The organism is Volucribacter amazonae (assembly GCF_029783845.1).
Lineage (GTDB): Bacteria > Pseudomonadota > Gammaproteobacteria > Enterobacterales > Pasteurellaceae > Volucribacter > Volucribacter amazonae.
In genome coordinates, this window is record NZ_LWID01000001.1 from 1163465 (window position 1) to 1180678 (window position 17214).

A 17214-nucleotide genomic window follows, 5' to 3' on the forward strand; every position below is an offset into this window, starting at 1 on the left:
AACGACTCTAAAATAAATCATTTTATCGTTAGAGAAATACCATGAAAGTGCGGTCAATTTTCAATAAAAAATGTATTCAAGCAGGCATTTTACCTTATTTCCAAACAGAAACAGGGGTAAAACAACATATTGCTGATCAGGTAAAACAAAAATTATTTAATGCCTTGAACGGAAAGCATAAAACCCAATCCATTCCCTTGCCTAATGTGAAAGTCTTTTCACAACATAAACAGCCTTATTTTGTCAAATTGACAGGCTTAAACAAACATTATCAAGCAAAATGGCAATTAGTGCTAGAAAATGGCAAGCAAATTACCGGCAAAGTGAAACGCAATGCAATTCAACTACCGAATGATTTACCCTTAGGTTATCATCAATTAACCCTTAACGGACAAAAAAAGCAATATACTTGTCGCATTATTATCAGCCCTCATCAATGTTATCAACCTCAAGTTATCCAACAAAAACAAAAATTATGGGGAACGTTTTTACAGCTTTATGGGCTAAAATCCAAACAAAATTGGGGCATCGGCGACTTTGCGGATCTCAAACAATTCATTCAACATTTTAGCCATTATCAAGCTGATTTTATCGGTTTAAACCCTATTCATTCCTTATTTCCAGCCAATCCCGATTTAATCAGCCCTTATAGCCCTTCTTCTCGCCGCTGGCTCAATATTGCTTATATCCATGTGAATGAAGTCGCTGAATTTCAACAAAGCCCCCAAGCACAAGATTGGTTTAACAGCGAAACCATTCAACAACAACTCGCCGAGCTACGAAACCTTGCTTGGATTGATTACCCACAAGTCATCAAGCTAAAATTAACTGGGCTTAGGCTCGCCTTTAATCAGGTAAAAACAACATTACAGCAAAATCCTCTCTCAGATTTCGCCCAATTTATACAAACCAACGGCGAGGCACTGCAACAGCAAGCCACATTTGACGCATTACATCATCATCTAACACAGCAATCCCATTTACTCGGTGGCTGGGATAGTTGGGCAGAAGCATACCAAGATTACCATTCGCCCGCAGTACAACAATTCCGCCAACAATATGCTGATGAAGTCTTATTTTACGCTTGGCTACAATTTTTAGCCGAACAACAATTTGCCCAATGCCAACAACTTTGTAGCCAAAAAGGTATGTCCATTGGGCTTTACCGCGATCTCGCAGTAGGTGTTGCCAATAACGGTGTAGAAACTTGGCAAAATCAATCCCTTTATAGCCTAAATGCCTCTATCGGTGCTCCCCCTGATATTTTAGCCCCACAAGGGCAAAACTGGGGATTAGCCCCAATGAACCCCCATAGCTTAATCCAACAAGGCTACCAACCCTTTATTGATTTACTACGAGCCAATATGCAACATTGTGGTGCATTACGCCTTGATCATATTATGGCTTTACTGCGTTTATGGTGGATACCTAAAGGCGATACCGCACATAATGGGGCTTATATTCGTTATCCTGTTGATGATCTTATTGCCATTTTGGCACTGGAAAGCCAACGCCACCAATGTTTAATTATTGGCGAAGATCTTGGCACAGTACCCAAAGAAATCATAAAAAAATTAGCCGATGCAGGCATTTTCTCCTATAAAATCTTTTATTTTGAATTTGATCAACAGGGGCAAAACCGAGATTTGCAGGATTATCCTTATCAATCAATGACTACATTAAGCACCCACGATTTACCCACTATCAACGGTTATTGGCAAGGCTATGATTTTACCTTAGGGCAACAATTTGGCGTGTACCCCGATCCCAAAATCCTCAAACAATTAAAGCAAGATCGCATTAATGCCAAAAAGCAAATTCTACAACGCTTACGACAACATCAAATCGCCATTGAACAAGGAATTGATGAAAGCCTAGAAAGTAAGGTAACCAAAACCTTTACACATCAACTACAAAGCTATGTGGCTAAGGTAAATAGTGCCTTATTTGGCTTTCAACCTGAAGATTGGCTCAATATGCGTGAACCCGTCAATATCCCGGGCACCAGTTTTCAATATGCTAATTGGCAACGCAAACTTACGGCAGAGATTGATGAAATTTTTAATGACCCAACAATCCAACAATTATTGATAACCGTAAATCAAGCGAGAAAGTCTTAAATAATTTAGCGAAAAACTACCGCACTTTGCTCACTTATCCCTCGCCGTTTGAACTAAAACGGCGATACATCAATCGTTTCTGTTGGATAAAACAGTTCGTCATAAATCCATTTTCTTTATTTTAACAAAATTCTGCTAATACCCACCGCACTTTTCGGTAATATCAAAGCGTTTATTATGGAATTTTTGCAATGTACCTCGGTGTCCGATGCTGATAATAATGGCTTGTGGTAACTCGGTGCGAATTAAGGAATAAAGCCATTGTTCTGTGGGCTCATCAAGGGCAGAGGTGGTTTCATCTAAATAAATCACACTAGGTTGGCTAAGTAAAATACGGATAAAAGCCACACGTTGTAATTCACCGGGGGAAAGGGTGGCTTGCCAATCAAGATCTTGGTCAATATGGCTAAGGTATTTTTCCAGTTTACAACGTTTCATCATACTGCAAACTTGGGCTTTGCTGGCTTGAATATCGGGATAACAAATGGATTGATATAACGTGCCTTGTGGCATATAAGGGCGTTGCGGTAGGAATAAACTACGGCAATCACAAGGGGTTTCTACATAGCCCATAGTTTCAAAGGGATAGATACCTGCAATGGCTTTCAAAAGGGTGGTTTTGCCTGTGCCTGATGGCCCTTGAATTAACAGGGCATCGCCTGCATTAAGTTGTAAATTGAGGTTAGCAAGCAAAATGTTACCATGTTGATCTTTAATTCCAAACTGGCAAAGTTTAACTTGATTACCACAAGCAGTAGGCTGATAAATTTGGTTATCATCTAATTCATCAAGTTTAGCAAGAAAGCCTGATAAACGGTTTAAGCGAGCTTGATAGAGAGTAAACTCTTCATAGAATAAACGGAAAAAAGATAAGGCTCGCATTAGGCGGTTAAAGGATTGTACCGTTTGGTGCATATCGCCAAGGGTAACTTGCCCAGCAAAAAAGCGAGGGGCTTGTAACATTAACGGCAATAATTTGGCGACTTCGGTTACTCCTGTATTAAAGCCGTCCAGCCCTAGCATTTTTAATACAATTTTCCAGCGATTTTTAATAATTTGATTGAATTTATCCTTGAGTAAATGGTGTTCTTGCTGTTCGCCAGCATAAAAAGCAACACTTTCGGCGTGATCTCTGACCCGAATAAGCGAATAACGATAGTTACCGCTTAATTTTTCTTTATTGAAGTTAAGTTTAACCAGAGGGTGTCCAATCCAGACAGAAAGTGCGGTGGCAATAATAATAAAAATATAAATAAAAAAGACCACGCCTTTAGGAATCGCTACCCCTAAAAGCACCAATAAGCCTGATAAGCCCCATAAAATAATGGTAAATTCAATGGTGGACACAATGGCATTAATGACCCCTCGCACCATATCTACAGTAACGGTAATAAATTCTCGTGCGTCTTGTTCTATCCGTTGATCAATATTATCGGGCAAGGTTTTTTCATATTTTAGGCGGTAATAATTTTTATTAGCAAGCCAACGTTGCAACATGACCGCATTGAGTTTTTCTAACCATTTAATTTCAAAAACTTGGCGAATTAAATCATTGATAATGGAACGTGTAATATTGACTAATACTAAAAGGGCATTAATGCCAGCAAAAAACCAAAAGGCATTGGCATCTTGTTTTTGTAATGAACTATACAAGCCATTATAAAAGAATGAATTAAGGACACTAATACGGACTTCAAGCAAAATCAGCGTAAGCAATAGGACAATCATCAGCAAAATTTTATACCCCCCGCTTTGTTGTACACAAGGGCGGGTAATTAACCAAAATTTTTTGCCAAAATCCGTATATTTTAATAGCCAAGCTGTCAGGCTTAGCATTAAACATACCCAAAAAAGTGAAGAAATTAGCCAATAAAAGCTATTATTAAGTTCCGTTTGCCAGTTCATTTTTTTATTAATCAATTAATGTTCATATAAATGCGTAACTAATTTGCCGTCTAAATATTCACCAATATAGACTTGATTTAATTTAATATTTTGTTGTTGCAGTTGTTGTTCAATCCATTGTTCATCTTTACCAATAATATCTAATATATCATTGTCAATACCACCAGCTAAAATTAAAGGATAACGTAAACTTTTATCGCCATATTGAATAATTGAAAGTTGCCCATTTTGTTCTAATACTGCACGTTTAACAGTGGCGATTTCATAAACGCCAGCAGAACGTAATTTAAACATTAAATCATGGGCTGAAATACCATTACGCATACATTCCCCCACTTGAATTTTGCCATTCATAATGACCCAAACGGGTTTACCGTCAATTAATCCTTTCACCAAATGGTTATGGTTTTTAATAAACTTAAGACTAAAAATCAATAATGTCCATAACACTAAAACTAAAGAAAATTGTAAAACACCAATATTATCGTTATAAATTACCCCACCAATAATGCCACCTAGTACATAATTTTGCACTTGATCCATTGCTGATGTAGGAGCAAGATTACCTTTTCCCATTAAATTAATTTGTAATACTAAACCAAGAATACCCATAAGTAATTTCAGGCTTAATAAATAATAAGATTCGATCATAAATATTAATGCTCAGTTGTAGATTGGATAATATTAATATGAGGATTAACTAAATTAATAGGGGCTAATGAATAAGCAGAAAAGTCATTATTAAAATGTACTTCATAATAATTTTCTTTAATAGATAAAATCATACCATTAGAAGGTGTTCGGCTATTCACTAAAATATCTTTATGTTCAAGCTGTTGAGTATAAATTACCGAATCTAAAAATGTTATCATTCTTGAACTATTTGCAGCGGCAGAAAGATTAGAGGAATAATAATTATATTGCACCCCAAGTAGGAAAATAACAATAAGTAAAAAGATAATACTCAAATCACGATATTTTGTTTCCATTCTATGGCGTAAATATAAAAAATTAGCCACTAACATAATCATCAATGCAATAAAAATGATAAGGTATTTTATATACCCTTGAAAGGAGGTTTGACTTTGTAGGTATAAGTATGTGTAAAAGTTCATAAATAATTATTGATAAATAGTGAAGGGCGATAATTTTCGCCCTTTTATTTATATAAATCAATTAGAAAGAATATTCCACATTCGCCCAATACGTTCTAGGCATACCTAATACTGCAAAGCTACGATCATAAAGTCCACGTTGTACTTGCCAGTAACTTTCATTAAACAGATTTTCTACGCCCATTGTGAATGTTAAAGATTGCGTATTATCTAATTTAACAAGATATTTTGCACCAATATCTACTGTGGTATAAGACGGGAATTTATAGTTTTTTGCTGTATCTTGATAAGAAGATCCATAATATTGTACCGCACCATTCAAGGTTAAATTATCAACAAATGGTGTATCCCATTCCACCCCTGCTTTGGCGATAATACGAGGACTGGCGACTTGGCTACCCGTAACAGTACTACCTGAATAGGTTGGGAAATTAATAAGATCACCTTTATTATAGGTAATACCGAGGTTAGGGCGTAAACTACCGTCCAATAAACTTGCATAGATATTTAACTCAATTCCGCGATTACGCTCCTCGCCCTGTTCTCTGCCAGTACTAGGCACAATCCCCGGTCTTCTTAATTGATAAATACTTAAGGTCGTTGTTAGATTTTCGCCCCAATTTTTGCGTACACCCGTTTCTATTTGGCGAGTTACTCGTGGGCTTAACATTTCTCCTGTATCTGGATCGGCATTACCGGGTTCTAAATCTTCCAAATAATTCGCATAGAAAACAAGGTTAGGATTGGCAATCCAAGAACCAGCAATCATCGGGCTAAAGCGGTTTGCTCTAAGCGTGGTATTTTTTACATGGTTAGTTTGTTTGATCCATTGCAAACGTCCCCCTAACGTCAATTTTAATTGTTCATCAAAGAAACCAAGGGTATCGGCTAAAGCTAAACTATGAGCTTGTAAGCGTTGATCCACAGAATGGGTAGTTAATTCTGATGAATAGCTTGCTGTACTTGGTAAAACGGGATTGTAGATATTATAAATAGTATTATCTGTTGCTTTTTTTCCTTGGTAATGATCACGCGTACGTATTACGCTATCCCAAGCTACACTCCAGTTATGACTTACTAGACCTGTAAAATGCTCACCGCTTAGTTTTAAATTTGCGCTAGTGGTTTTATGGGTAAAATCATTGGCACGCATAGAATCAATTTTATAGGTATCAGCTGTTTGCATTTCTAAATTTCCAAAAGCCCCATAATATTTAGCACGCATATAACCAATACCACCAGATAACATCATGCTATAAGGCAAATCATATTCAAAGGTCATCATTATGGTTTTTGTATCGGTGGTCTGTCCTGACCAACTCGGGATTAAATTCGTTTTGCCGTTAGGTGCCGAAGCGAGAGCATAACTTAAGTTCTGAATATCTTGTATTCTTGCTCTCCCACCTTTAGTCGCACGTTTTGCATAGAGAAAATCAATACCTACTCGCAATTTTTCGCCACGATAATCAGCTCCTAAAGAAAATTGTTTGTCTCTTTCACTATAACCAGTACGAGGCGTGTTACCATCACGATAAAGTCCTCCAATACGAATACCCCACTCCTTGTTTTCGCCAAAACGGCGACCAAAATCAAAGGTCTCTTGTAAACGATTATTGGCATACCAACCAAAACCAATTTTATTAATCGGTTTATCAGTAGCTCGTTTAGTTTCAATATTCACTGAAGCACCTGCCGAACCTTCCGGATCCATACCAACCGTAGCCGTTGAAGCACCTTTAATTAATTGAGCTGAGGCTATACCCGTTAATTGAGAAGCATAGTTAGAATAAAGACCTGCTAAACCATTGACACTAAATTGACGAGCATCAAGTTGTAAACCTCTCACATAAATTCCACCTAACGTATTGGTTTCGCCCCCAAAATTCATAACAGAAGAATCTAATTTTGAAATAGCATCAACAAGATTTCTTGAACCCGTTTCTTCAATGGCTTTTTCATCGTAATTGACGACATTGATAGAGGAAGTAAAGGCAGATTGTTTGCCAAGCAAACTTAAATTGACATCAGATTTTAATTTATCGGTAGCTTTGTATTTTTCAAACTCGGTAACAACATTAATTTGATCTAGTTCACTTTCATCACTACCCCCTACCTGACTCGTTTCAGCAAAAGTAGAAAAAGAAATCCCTGCAAATAGGGAAAGATAAATAAGGTTGAAATTAAACTTATTCATTATTCAGTTCCTCGGTTAAAGATTAAACAAAAAATCGGCGTGAGTATATAGAAAATCATTCTCAATCACAAGAAAATCTTGTGTAAATAATGGTCAAATTTACCATAATTAATGCAAAGTGCGGTGGATTTTTGGTTTTTTTGTTATTTTCTCTGTTAATGGCTAAGGATTTTGCCGTTAGCGATGTACTTTCTTTATTGATCAGAGGACAGAATAATGGATACGCTAATTTATTTATTAGTTGCTTATTGAGGATCTTGATTTATTCTACTACAGGTATTACCTTATCGATATAGGAAAATAGGATGCAGATTTGCTAATTTTATAATAAAATTCAATCATAATATTTATCTATTATAGGATTGGGAGTTACAACATGACTATACCTGTAGGTAAAATGGAATATCAACTTGGAGTACATCCAACTACAGGTTGTGGACTATCTTACTCTGATGATGAATTAAATACAGCATTAGCGGGAAAAGTTCAAGAAGTGGTTTTTGATATAGTAGGACAAAAACAGATTATAAATATCTTAGCGGAAACAGGTTTCTCGAAAGACGATATTGAAAAAAATTTAGTTCCTTTTGGTATGGATCCTGAAGACTGGCGTGTAGGTGAAGGGATTGCAGAGTGCTATTTATCGGAACATCGTCAATGTTTTTTTCCATGGCCCGATAGTAGAGATGAAAGAAAAATAGGATCTAGTTTACCAGGAGCGGATTTAGTTGGTTTTCAGGTTATAGGAGATGAGATTTATTTTGCTTATGGAGAAGTAAAAACATCTAGTGAATCTAAATATCCACCAGGTGTCATGGTCGGTCGTTCAGGTCTTCAATCTCAAATTGAAGATTTAAAAGATAATGATGAAACAAAGTGTACTTTAATGAATTATCTTGCCTTTAGAAGTCGAGGTCAAGATTGGGAAAATTATTTTAAAAGAGCTGCTCAAAAGTTTTTGAAATGTTCTAAAAATATACGGATTTTTGGTGTTTTAATTAGAGATGTACAACCTAATGAAAGAGATATTAAAAATAGAATAAATAACTTAGTCAAAAATCAATATTCTGAAACGTATATCGAGCTTCTAGCATTATATTTACCAAGTCAAAGTATTTCGCAGTTAAGCCGTAAAATTATGCAATATAAAAATGGTGGTGTAATATGAATATTACCCAACAATCTTTGGGAAGATTAAAAGAGCATTGGGCTATTCAAGCTATTGGCAATGAAGAGATTGAAAAGGCATTCAATTTGGCAAATCAATTGATTGTAAATAATGCCGTGGGAAAACAAATGGAATTTGGTTTTTGTTTTACTTCTGCGGATTATAATTTATTAGAGCGTACTGCTATGGCTTATGAATTGGCTGCTATTGAAGGATTATCTACTTTATTAAGCCCGACTTCTGATGACAGCGAGCTAAGAATACAAGGTATGGCTGCTGCTCATCAGGCTTTTGATTTTTATCGCTTACTCCCTATTTCAGAAAATAATGAGAAAAGAATATTTCATATTTTACATATATCTGCATTGGCTTATTGTGGGCAAAAAAGTATAGATTTACATCGTTGGTTAAATGAGAATGAAGATAAATTAAATATTCCATCTGAAAATAATTCTAATTGGGATATAAAAATTCTGCACAACTTATTTCGTTGTTGGATTCATTTATTTCGTCATAAGAATTGGAAAAGTATCAATGAAATAAATAGCATTGTTAATCGGCTTAGAGAAGAACAGAAAACATATGAAACTAATTTCTTTGCAGATTCTGATAATGCAGAAAATAGAGTAAAAGCACTACGTTTGATTAGCTTGTATCATTGGGCAAAAGCAACGGAGATTCAGGCTGGTTATATGTTACAAGGTGAGCCTGTTGCCGTTGCTCAATTATTGGATAAACATTTTGAATCAGCTATAGAAGCTGCTATTGATAGTGCAGATGCTCAACTTGAAATTTTGCTCAGATGGTTACAGGCAGCAGCCCGCCAAATGGCTGAATCTTCAATTTGGTGGGTAGCCCGTCGTATTAACTCCCGAGTAACAAAATTTGTTAATCAAGTTACTCGGGCTAATGCCTTGTTTGAGTTAATGCCACCACAAAAAAATGCCATACAGGAACAAGGTTTATTAGATGTAGCAGCTACTGCGGTTGTGGTGGATATGCCTACATCCGGTGGTAAAACTTTACTGGCTCAATTTAGAATTTTACAGGCACTCAACCAATTTTCAGATAATGACGAAGGGTGTTGGATCGCATATGTTGCACCCACTAAAGCATTAGTATCCCAAATTACACGACGTTTACGTAAAGATTTTGAACCTATTGGTGTGAAAGTCGAGCAGCTCACAGGGGCGATTGATATAGATACTTTTGAAGACGAACTTTTAATCCAACAAGACAGAACTAAAAGTTTTGATGTTTTAGTAGCTACCCCTGAAAAACTACAATTAGTCATTCGTAATAAAAAAGTACCACGACCACTGGTATTGGTTGTTATGGATGAAGCACACAATATTGAAGATGAAGAACGTGGCTTAAGAATAGAATTACTGCTCGCAACGATTAAGGGGGAATGTGATAGAGCCAATTTTCTATTGCTTATGCCTTTTGTTGAAAAGGCTGAAACTCTAGCACGCTGGCTTGCACATGATCGTAATGCAGGTCGAACAATCAGTTTAGGAACAACTGCTTGGAAGCCAAATGAACGAATTGTAGGAATGTTTCGTGCTGTGGAAGCAGAAGGAAGAGGTAATTGGCGTTTACAATATGAGACTTTAATCACGACACAAAAAACGATTCATTTAAAAGGGCAACATTTTGTTGGAAGGGTTAGACCAGTAGATGTTGCTAAAAGTAAAGCTACTACTACATTACAAACTGTTGCAATGGCAAAAATTATGTCAGAGCGTGGAACTAGTCTTGCTATTACAAACAATATTTCACACGTTTGGAGTATGGCTCGTAACGTAGCTAAAGATATGCCAGTTTTAAATAACATTCCTAATGAAATTTCTTTGGTTCAAAAATTTATTCAAGCTGAAATTGGAGCAGATTTTGAGCTAATTGATATGCTTTCAAAAGGTATTGGTGTTCATCATGCAGGGCTATCAGATGAAATGCGAGCTTTAATTGAATGGCTTGCTGAAGAAGGGAAACTCAAAATACTTTGTGCAACAACAACGATTGCTCAAGGTATTAATTTCCCTGTATCGTCGGTTTTCCTTGCAACATATAAATATCCATATGGTATTGAAATGTTACCAAGAGAATTTTGGAATCTTGCTGGCCGTGCGGGCAGAATGAACCATGAGAGTGTTGGGGTTGTTGGTATTGCAGCAAGCAATAAGCCAAATGAAATTGTTAATTATGTCAAAAGGGCAACTAGTGAGCTTGTTTCCCGTTTAATTCAAATGCTTGAACAGTTAGAGAACGCAGGAGAATTGAATGAATTACATAACAAAATATACAGTCCTGATTGGGAAGATTTTCGTTGTTATGTGGCACATTTATGGAGTGAAAAGAAAAATCTTGAAGCAGTACTTTCGGAGACCGAACAACTTTTACGAAATACATTGGGATATGGTATTTTAGAAAGTGATTCACAAAATAAGCAGAAAGCCCAACAATTGTTAGAGGCCACACGCCAATACGCTCAATCACTAAGTGATAAAACCGGATTTGTTGCTTTAGCTGATATGACAGGATTTTCTCCTGAAGGTATTAGCAAAGCAATGACAGAAATCAATCAATTAGAGAAAAAACTAACAGTTAATGATTGGAAACCTGATAGTTTATTTGGTGAACAATCAGGAATGTCTGATCTATTTGGTGTCATGCTGAAGGTACCGCAATTACAACGTAATTTGGAAGAAATAACTTCACAGGGCTCTGGACACTCACAAATTGCTGATATTACCAAAGCTTGGGTATCTGGTAAAAATATTGAAGAAATTGCTAAGGAGTATTTTAATAGTGAGGATAATACTTCATCAATTACTAATGCTTGTAAAGCAATATATCGGACGTTGATTAATAACGGAACTTGGGGATTTTCTGCTCTCAGCAAATTAGGTATAGATTTTGATAAAATTTCTGATGAAGATAAACGTAATATTAATCTGTTACCATCAATGGTTTATCATGGCGTAAAAACTGAAGAAGCAGTTTTATTACGAATGAACGCTCTGCCACGTAGTATAGCAGAATCCTTTGGTGAAATATTTAAGGAAACTATTTCTAAAGATAATTACTCAGTTCAGGAAGCTCGGTGGTTTTTAAAACGAGCAGATAATGCGAAGTGGAATAAAGCTTCACAAAAATACTCAAATATACTAACAGGAAGTGAATATCGGAAAATTTGGAATATATTATCAGGTGATATTACCACTTAATAAAAAGCACCAATTTAAAATACCAATAGTTGTATACGATGTATAGTAATTTCAATATAACATGTTATAGTTTTAAATTTTATGGTGTAATGGACAAAATAGTTGCTAATAATAATTTTCTCAAATTGCTAGTAACTCTTTTTATTAAAAAATCCTTTATAAACACAATCTTACGCTTTCCACTTAATCCGTTATGATTAAATTAATTTCCACTTAAGTTCACTAAATAAACTTTCTAACCGATTTGTTGTTTTTTCAATATTTAATTCCGCATACCTTTCAAAGGTAAATAAATACCTTTCATAATATTTCATGCTCGCTAATGCTCCTCTTAGTCCTTTATGTTTATAAGAAAAATAACCTTTTTCATTGCATTTATCTGAGAGTTCATTCAAATAATCTTGATGTTTTAAATACCAATAATGTAAACGACAAAAAATCATGCTTTTGACTTTCTTTTAATGTTTTCTTAAGTCATTTCCAGCTAGAGATTTATGTTTTTTCTTCACTTTCTCATCGCCATTGCCACAAGATGAAAATGACTCATTTGAATAGGCGTATTGAATATTTTTTAATAATCTACGACAGATATGCAGGTAGTTGATTGAATAATATATAGTAAAATCTAATTAAATACGCTACAATATTCACATGGCATACTCAAAAGACTACCGACAAATGATATTAGCCAAACTCAAAGGTGGCGCAAGCTTTCGAGAATTGGCACAAGAGTTTCAGCTCAGTACTAACACCATCCAGAGATGGAAGAAAAACCCTGAACGAAAGAAACGTATTGTTAAACCTTATAAGATTGATAACGAGCTCCTCAAAGCCGATGTTGAAGCTTATCCCGATGATTATCAATGGCAGCGAGCACAGCGTTTAGGTTGTAGCCAAAACGCCATTTGTACGGCTTTAAAAAGGCTCGGAATAACACGTAAAAAAAGACGTTAGCGCATTCTCAAGCAAATACTGAAAAACGAAAGTCTTTTCTTAATGCGCTAAAAGCATTTAAAAAAGCGGGAAGAAAAATCATTTATTTAGATGAGAGCGGCTTTAAAATGCATGACAACAGACCGCATGGGTATGCTCAAAGAGGTAAGCCTTGTCTTAGCCAATCCAACTGGCAACTTAAAAACCAGAGTAATGCCATCGGTGCTGTACTTAATCAACAGCTCTTTGCTGTGGGGCTGTATGATTGCAGTATCAATAGCGATGTTTTTCATGGTTGGGTCGAGCAGTGATTACTTCCGCAACTTCCTGATAACAGTGTTATTGTGATGGATAATGCTGCTTTTCATAAAGGTTCAGACACAAAAGCATTGATAGAAGCCGCGGGGCATACCATTCTCTGGCTCCCACCTTACAGTCCTGACCTTAATCCAATTGAACGCACTTGGGCTTGGATAAAGCAAAAACGTAAAGAATGTCGGTTAAATTGCATCGACCGTTTATTCTTTTATTTTATGTGGTTATGTAGCGATTTTTAATGGGTTTACTATAGCTTTTTTTCTTAACCGATTTAGTACTGTCCGATAATAAATATCTTTTTTGTTTTCATAATTTGATGATAAATCGAGGCTATCCATTAACACTAACACACCAAAATCTCGTTTAAAGAAAGTGGTATTCATAATAATATTTAAATAAGTTGATGTGGGTAAAATTAAGATATTTTTCGGGGCTGTATCAATATATCTTTGAATTGTTTTAACAGAGCATTGATATTTAATTGCAAGCGCTTTATACGTCTGTTTTCATTGAGAATAATGAAACCAAATTTCAGTGGGATTTAATTTATTTTTAAAGGTAAAGGTTTTATTACAATGATAGCATTTATAGTGTTGAATATTATTTTGAATGCCATATTTCTTAATATTCAGATTTAGGCAAAAAGGACAAGTTTTTTGTTCATTTTCAAAAAAGTGAGTTAAAGCCTTGTACTATAAGGCTTCAAGCCATTTTGTCCATTACACCTAAACTTCATTGACCTTAAGAAAAATAGTATCGCTACACAACTCTAAAGTACTGTTCTGGGGTAAATGATAGTTTATTAACCTTCTATTAGGGCTCCTGATTTATTCTACCATTATAATATCCTATTATTCTGTCCTCTGAAAGCTGACAATGGTGAAATATAAAGTCGGAGAAACAATCGTCGTAAAAAACCAAAAACCCACCGCACTTTAATCCCAAATAGAACGATAATATCAACAAACTTATTTTTCAGTAAAAAATAATTAATGCAAAGTATGCTTATCTATGCTACATTATTCGCCTTTTCTAACTAAAATTTAGGCTTATTGGTGTGTTAAATCTTCTTACAAAGCGAATTATTCAACTTATGTTAGTGATTTGGTCAGTGGGAACCTTGACTTTTTTATTAACCCGAAATTTGCCGGGCGATATGGCTTATCGTATTGCAGCCAGTCGTTATGGTTATGATCAAACGGATACCGCCGCAGCGGAACTCGTGCGGTCTGAATTAGGATTAAATTTACCTTGGTGGCAAAATTATTTTAATTGGTTAACGGATTTATTGCAGTTTAATTTGGGTAATTCCCTAGTCAGCGGACAACCTGTTTGGCAGGAAATTGGGCATCAATTTGGGCATACTTTTGCCTTGGCGATAGTGGCATTATTGCTTTCATTATTTATTGGACCGCCATTAGGCTTATGGGCAGCTCGCAAACCTGATGGCTTGGTAGATAAAGCCAGTTTATGGTTAAGCACCTTGTTGCGTTCTATCCCTGCTTTTATTATTGGCATTGGCTTAATCATTCTCTTTGCGGTAAAGCTAAAGTGGCTACCTGCCGCAGGCTATGGCAGTTGGCAATATTTTATCTTGCCCGCCCTTACATTAGCTTTAGGCTTGAGTGCGGTGTCAGTGCGTATTAGCCGCCACGCTATGGTAAGTGTCAAACAAACTGACTATTATCAATATGCACAATTAAAAGGTTTAACACCATGGCAATGTTTTTATCGTCATGGTTTACGCAATGTGGCTATTCCAATTTTGGCTTATCATTCGGTACAACTGATTTATTTAATTGAAGGTGTTGTGATTGTTGAAAGTCTTTTTGCTTGGCCGGGTAGCGGACACGCATTAGTCCACGCCGTTATCGCGCGTGATGTTCCCCTTATTCAAGGTACCGCACTGATTATGGGGGCGATTTTTGTCCTATTAAATATGTTGGTGGATATGTTAGCTGCTTGCATTGATCCTCGCATTAAATCTCAAGGAACAGCACTATGTTAAAATCCCTTTCTTTCGCCCAAAAGTGCGGTCTATTTTTATTATGTTTTTTATTTGCTTTTGCTTATTTGCAACCTTATTTCTATCCTATGGACGAGGCATTGCAAAACTTAAACAAAACCTTGCAAAAACCCAGCACACTTTATTGGTTAGGTACTGATCATTTTGGACGGGATATGCTAGCAAGGCTTGCCGCTGCTATGCGATTATCCTTTGGCTTAATTCTGCTTTCGGTCAGTGTTTCCCTCGCTTTTGGCTTATTATTTGGCATTATGGCTGGCTACCTAGGCGGTTGGCTTGATCGTATCTTAAATTTTATCAGTGAAATTATCATGGCATTACCAGGCTTGCTGTTTATTTTATTGTTTGCCGCCCTTGCTCCGGGATCCTTTTGGTCATTATATTTGGGGATTGCTTTGGTTATGTGGGTAGAATTTTTCCGTGTAATTCGCACCATAAGCCAAAGTATTGCCCGTAGTGGCGAAATTGAATCTTCCCAATTAATGGGAATGGGCTTTTTTTATTGTTTAAAACGCCATTTTTTACCGAAGCTGGCTTCTATTGTCTTTACCCTCAGTGCCTTTGCCGCAGGCAATGCGGTATTAGCATTAGCCACTTTAGGCTTTGTCAATGTCGGATTAAGACCACCCACCGCTGAACTCGGTTTAATGATGACCGAATTATTTCCTTATTATTATGAAGCACCATGGATTTTTCTTCAGCCGATTTTAGCGGTATTTTTATTGGTGTTAAGTTTTCAATTATTATCTGGTAAGGTGCGATAATGACCGTTCTTATTCAAACGACTAATTTATCAGTGCAAACAAAGTCTGGGGAGCAATTAGTGGAACCCATTAGCCTTAGCGTAAAAAAAGGTCATAATCTCATTATCTTAGGCGAAACAGGTTCAGGCAAAAGTTTATTAGCACAAGCCATTATGGGGGCATTACCTAGCGATCTAAGCCGACAAGGCGAAGTTACTATTGTAGGACAACCTCAAGGGCAATGGGGCAAACAAATTGCTATGTTAGCCCAAGAACCCACACGCTCACTTGATCCCACCATGTCCATTCAACAACAGGTGTGGGAAAGTTTTTATTTTGTGGCACAACAGGATAGGCTAACCGCCCAGCAAAAAACATTACAAAAACTCACCGCACTTGGCTTAGAGCCGTTTATTAATTATTACCCTCATCAGCTTTCAGGCGGTATGGCACAACGAGCTGCCTTTGCTATGGCAACCGCGAGCGGTGCTTATATTGTTATTGCTGATGAACCCACCAAAGGGCTAGACCAGAAAAATAAAAATATTGTTATCCAATTATTAGCCCAAATTGCTCAACAAGGCGGAGCATTGTTAGTGATTACCCACGATATTGATGTTGCCAAACAGCTCGGTGGCGAAATTATGGTAATGAAAAAAGGCAAATTACTGGAACAAGGCGATAGCCAGCAATTATTTATCCAACCTCGTTCGCATTATGCCAAACAATTAATTGCCGCCGCACCAGAAAATTGGCAAGCCAAAGCAAAACCACAACGCAACGCACAAACCTTATTAACCGTAAAAGATCTTAGCATTGCAAGAGGAAAACGCCGTCTATTTTCAACACTTAATTTCAGCCTAAATCAAGGGGAAGTTTTAGGCTTAGTGGGCGAAAGTGGCATAGGCAAAAGTTCATTGGGGGATTGCCTTTGTGGTCTATTAGCACCGCATCAAGGGGAAATTTGCTGGCAAATTCCGCCGAAACCGCAGCAAGTGTTGAAATTATATCAAGATCCGCCCTCTGCATTTGCTGGAAAAATTAAATTACAGATTTTACTTGATGATGTAATTAATAAGCACAACCTTGATCGCCGCCGTATTCCTTATTTACTTGAGCAACTAAAATTAGACCCCGCTATTTTACAACGCACCGCAGAAAATGTATCAGGCGGCGAATTACAACGTATTGCCATTTTACGAGCATTATTATTCAACCCTGTTTTATTATTTGCCGATGAAGTTACCTCAAGGCTCGATCCCATTACCCAACAAGAAACCATGGATTTATTGGTAGAACAATGCAATTCTTTTCACTGTGCTTTAATTATTGTCAGCCACGATCATCATTTGGTGAACCATTATTGCGATCAAGTTATTGATTTAACTCATTATAGTTGTTTCAATTTAAAATAAGCTAAGGTCTGCTAACGTGGTATTATTTTAGAGTGGGAAGCTATATT

General features: G+C 36.5%; 12 protein-coding genes and 2 pseudogenes. 8 read left to right on the forward strand and 6 right to left on the reverse strand.

Annotated elements, in window-relative coordinates:
* The first annotated feature begins 41 nt into the window (after positions 1–41).
* Complete coding sequence (gene malQ, locus A6A20_RS05765; RefSeq protein WP_279572558.1) at positions 42–2120, forward strand: 4-alpha-glucanotransferase; 2079 nt, start codon at positions 42–44, stop codon at positions 2118–2120.
* Positions 2121–2255: 135 nt separating this feature from the next.
* On the opposite strand, the gene A6A20_RS05770 is transcribed toward malQ, so the two are convergent.
* The 4 genes from A6A20_RS05770 to A6A20_RS05785 form a co-directional block, all read right to left on the reverse strand.
* Complete coding sequence (locus A6A20_RS05770) at positions 2256–4025, reverse strand: ABC transporter ATP-binding protein/permease (protein WP_279573752.1); 1770 nt, start codon at positions 4023–4025, stop codon at positions 2256–2258.
* A gap of 15 nt (positions 4026–4040) precedes the next feature.
* The gene (locus A6A20_RS05775) at positions 4041–4673 is read right to left on the reverse strand and encodes a DUF421 domain-containing protein (protein WP_341670589.1); all 633 of its coding nucleotides are present in this window, start codon (positions 4671–4673) and stop codon (positions 4041–4043) included.
* A gap of 8 nt (positions 4674–4681) precedes the next feature.
* Positions 4682–5140 (reverse strand): DUF3290 domain-containing protein, encoded by a 459-nt coding sequence (locus tag A6A20_RS05780; RefSeq protein WP_279572560.1) that lies wholly within the window; start codon positions 5138–5140, stop codon positions 4682–4684.
* Positions 5141–5201: 61 nt separating this feature from the next.
* Positions 5202–7334: a TonB-dependent receptor gene (locus A6A20_RS05785; protein ID WP_279572561.1), complete on the reverse strand. Its 2133-nt coding sequence runs from the start codon at positions 7332–7334 to the stop codon at positions 5202–5204.
* Between the two features lie 376 nt (positions 7335–7710).
* Here A6A20_RS05785 and A6A20_RS05790 point away from each other — a divergent pair, with 376 nt between their 5' ends.
* On the forward strand, positions 7711–8502 hold the full coding sequence (locus tag A6A20_RS05790) for a hypothetical protein (RefSeq protein ID WP_279572562.1): 792 nt from the start codon (positions 7711–7713) through the stop codon (positions 8500–8502).
* Positions 8499–11732 carry a DEAD/DEAH box helicase gene (locus tag A6A20_RS05795; protein WP_279572563.1) on the forward strand — a complete coding sequence of 1078 codons (3234 nt, stop codon included), beginning with the start codon at positions 8499–8501 and terminating at the stop codon, positions 11730–11732. The genes A6A20_RS05790 and A6A20_RS05795 overlap by 4 nt, the downstream gene beginning before the upstream one ends.
* Before the next feature lie 197 nt (positions 11733–11929).
* Here the strand turns inward: A6A20_RS05795 and A6A20_RS05800 are convergent, their stop codons facing one another.
* On the reverse strand, positions 11930–12175 hold the full coding sequence (locus tag A6A20_RS05800; RefSeq protein ID WP_279572564.1) for a hypothetical protein: 246 nt from the start codon (positions 12173–12175) through the stop codon (positions 11930–11932).
* 208 nt (positions 12176–12383) lie between these two features.
* On the opposite strand from A6A20_RS05800, the gene A6A20_RS05805 reads away from it, so the two are divergent.
* Together A6A20_RS05805 and A6A20_RS12690 are read left to right on the forward strand one after the other, a co-directional pair.
* On the forward strand, positions 12384–12686 hold the full coding sequence (locus A6A20_RS05805) for an IS630 transposase-related protein (protein WP_279571743.1): 303 nt from the start codon (positions 12384–12386) through the stop codon (positions 12684–12686).
* An 80-nt stretch (positions 12687–12766) separates the two neighbouring features.
* A pseudogene (locus A6A20_RS12690) lies at positions 12767–13222 on the forward strand (IS630 family transposase).
* 267 nt (positions 13223–13489) lie between these two features.
* On the opposite strand, the pseudogene A6A20_RS12750 reads toward A6A20_RS12690, so the two are convergent.
* Positions 13490–13624, reverse strand: a pseudogene (locus A6A20_RS12750) (transposase-like zinc-binding domain-containing protein); the annotation flags it as partial.
* Positions 13625–14040: 416 nt separating this feature from the next.
* On the opposite strand from A6A20_RS12750, the gene A6A20_RS05820 reads away from it, so the two are divergent.
* The 3 genes from A6A20_RS05820 to A6A20_RS05830 are packed head-to-tail and all read left to right on the forward strand — an operon-like array spanning position 14041 to position 17167.
* Positions 14041–14991, forward strand: coding sequence for an ABC transporter permease (locus A6A20_RS05820; protein WP_279572567.1), 951 nt, complete (start codon positions 14041–14043; stop codon positions 14989–14991).
* Complete coding sequence (locus A6A20_RS05825) at positions 14985–15773, forward strand: ABC transporter permease (protein WP_279572568.1); 789 nt, start codon at positions 14985–14987, stop codon at positions 15771–15773. The genes A6A20_RS05820 and A6A20_RS05825 overlap by 7 nt, the downstream gene beginning before the upstream one ends.
* Entirely contained in the window at positions 15773–17167 is a 1395-nt protein-coding gene (locus A6A20_RS05830) for an ABC transporter ATP-binding protein (RefSeq protein ID WP_279572569.1), read from the forward strand. The genes A6A20_RS05825 and A6A20_RS05830 overlap by 1 nt, the downstream gene beginning before the upstream one ends.
* The last annotated feature ends 47 nt before the right edge of the window (positions 17168–17214 follow it).

What these genes read in the sequence shown, in the direction of transcription:
- A6A20_RS05780 (WP_279572560.1), bottom strand. Translation starts at nt 5,140, where the DNA reads ATGAACTTTTACACATACTTATACCTACAAAGTCAAACCTCCTTTCAA.
- malQ (WP_279572558.1), top strand. Translation starts at nt 42, where the DNA reads ATGAAAGTGCGGTCAATTTTCAATAAAAAATGTATTCAAGCAGGCATT.
- A6A20_RS05830 (WP_279572569.1), top strand. Translation starts at nt 15,773, where the DNA reads ATGACCGTTCTTATTCAAACGACTAATTTATCAGTGCAAACAAAGTCT.
- A6A20_RS05825 (WP_279572568.1), top strand. Translation starts at nt 14,985, where the DNA reads ATGTTAAAATCCCTTTCTTTCGCCCAAAAGTGCGGTCTATTTTTATTA.
- A6A20_RS05800 (WP_279572564.1), bottom strand. Translation starts at nt 12,175, where the DNA reads ATGATTTTTTGTCGTTTACATTATTGGTATTTAAAACATCAAGATTAT.
- A6A20_RS05770 (WP_279573752.1), bottom strand. Translation starts at nt 4,025, where the DNA reads ATGAACTGGCAAACGGAACTTAATAATAGCTTTTATTGGCTAATTTCT.
- A6A20_RS05795 (WP_279572563.1), top strand. Translation starts at nt 8,499, where the DNA reads ATGAATATTACCCAACAATCTTTGGGAAGATTAAAAGAGCATTGGGCT.
- A6A20_RS05785 (WP_279572561.1), bottom strand. Translation starts at nt 7,334, where the DNA reads ATGAATAAGTTTAATTTCAACCTTATTTATCTTTCCCTATTTGCAGGG.
- A6A20_RS05790 (WP_279572562.1), top strand. Translation starts at nt 7,711, where the DNA reads ATGACTATACCTGTAGGTAAAATGGAATATCAACTTGGAGTACATCCA.
- A6A20_RS05805 (WP_279571743.1), top strand. Translation starts at nt 12,384, where the DNA reads ATGGCATACTCAAAAGACTACCGACAAATGATATTAGCCAAACTCAAA.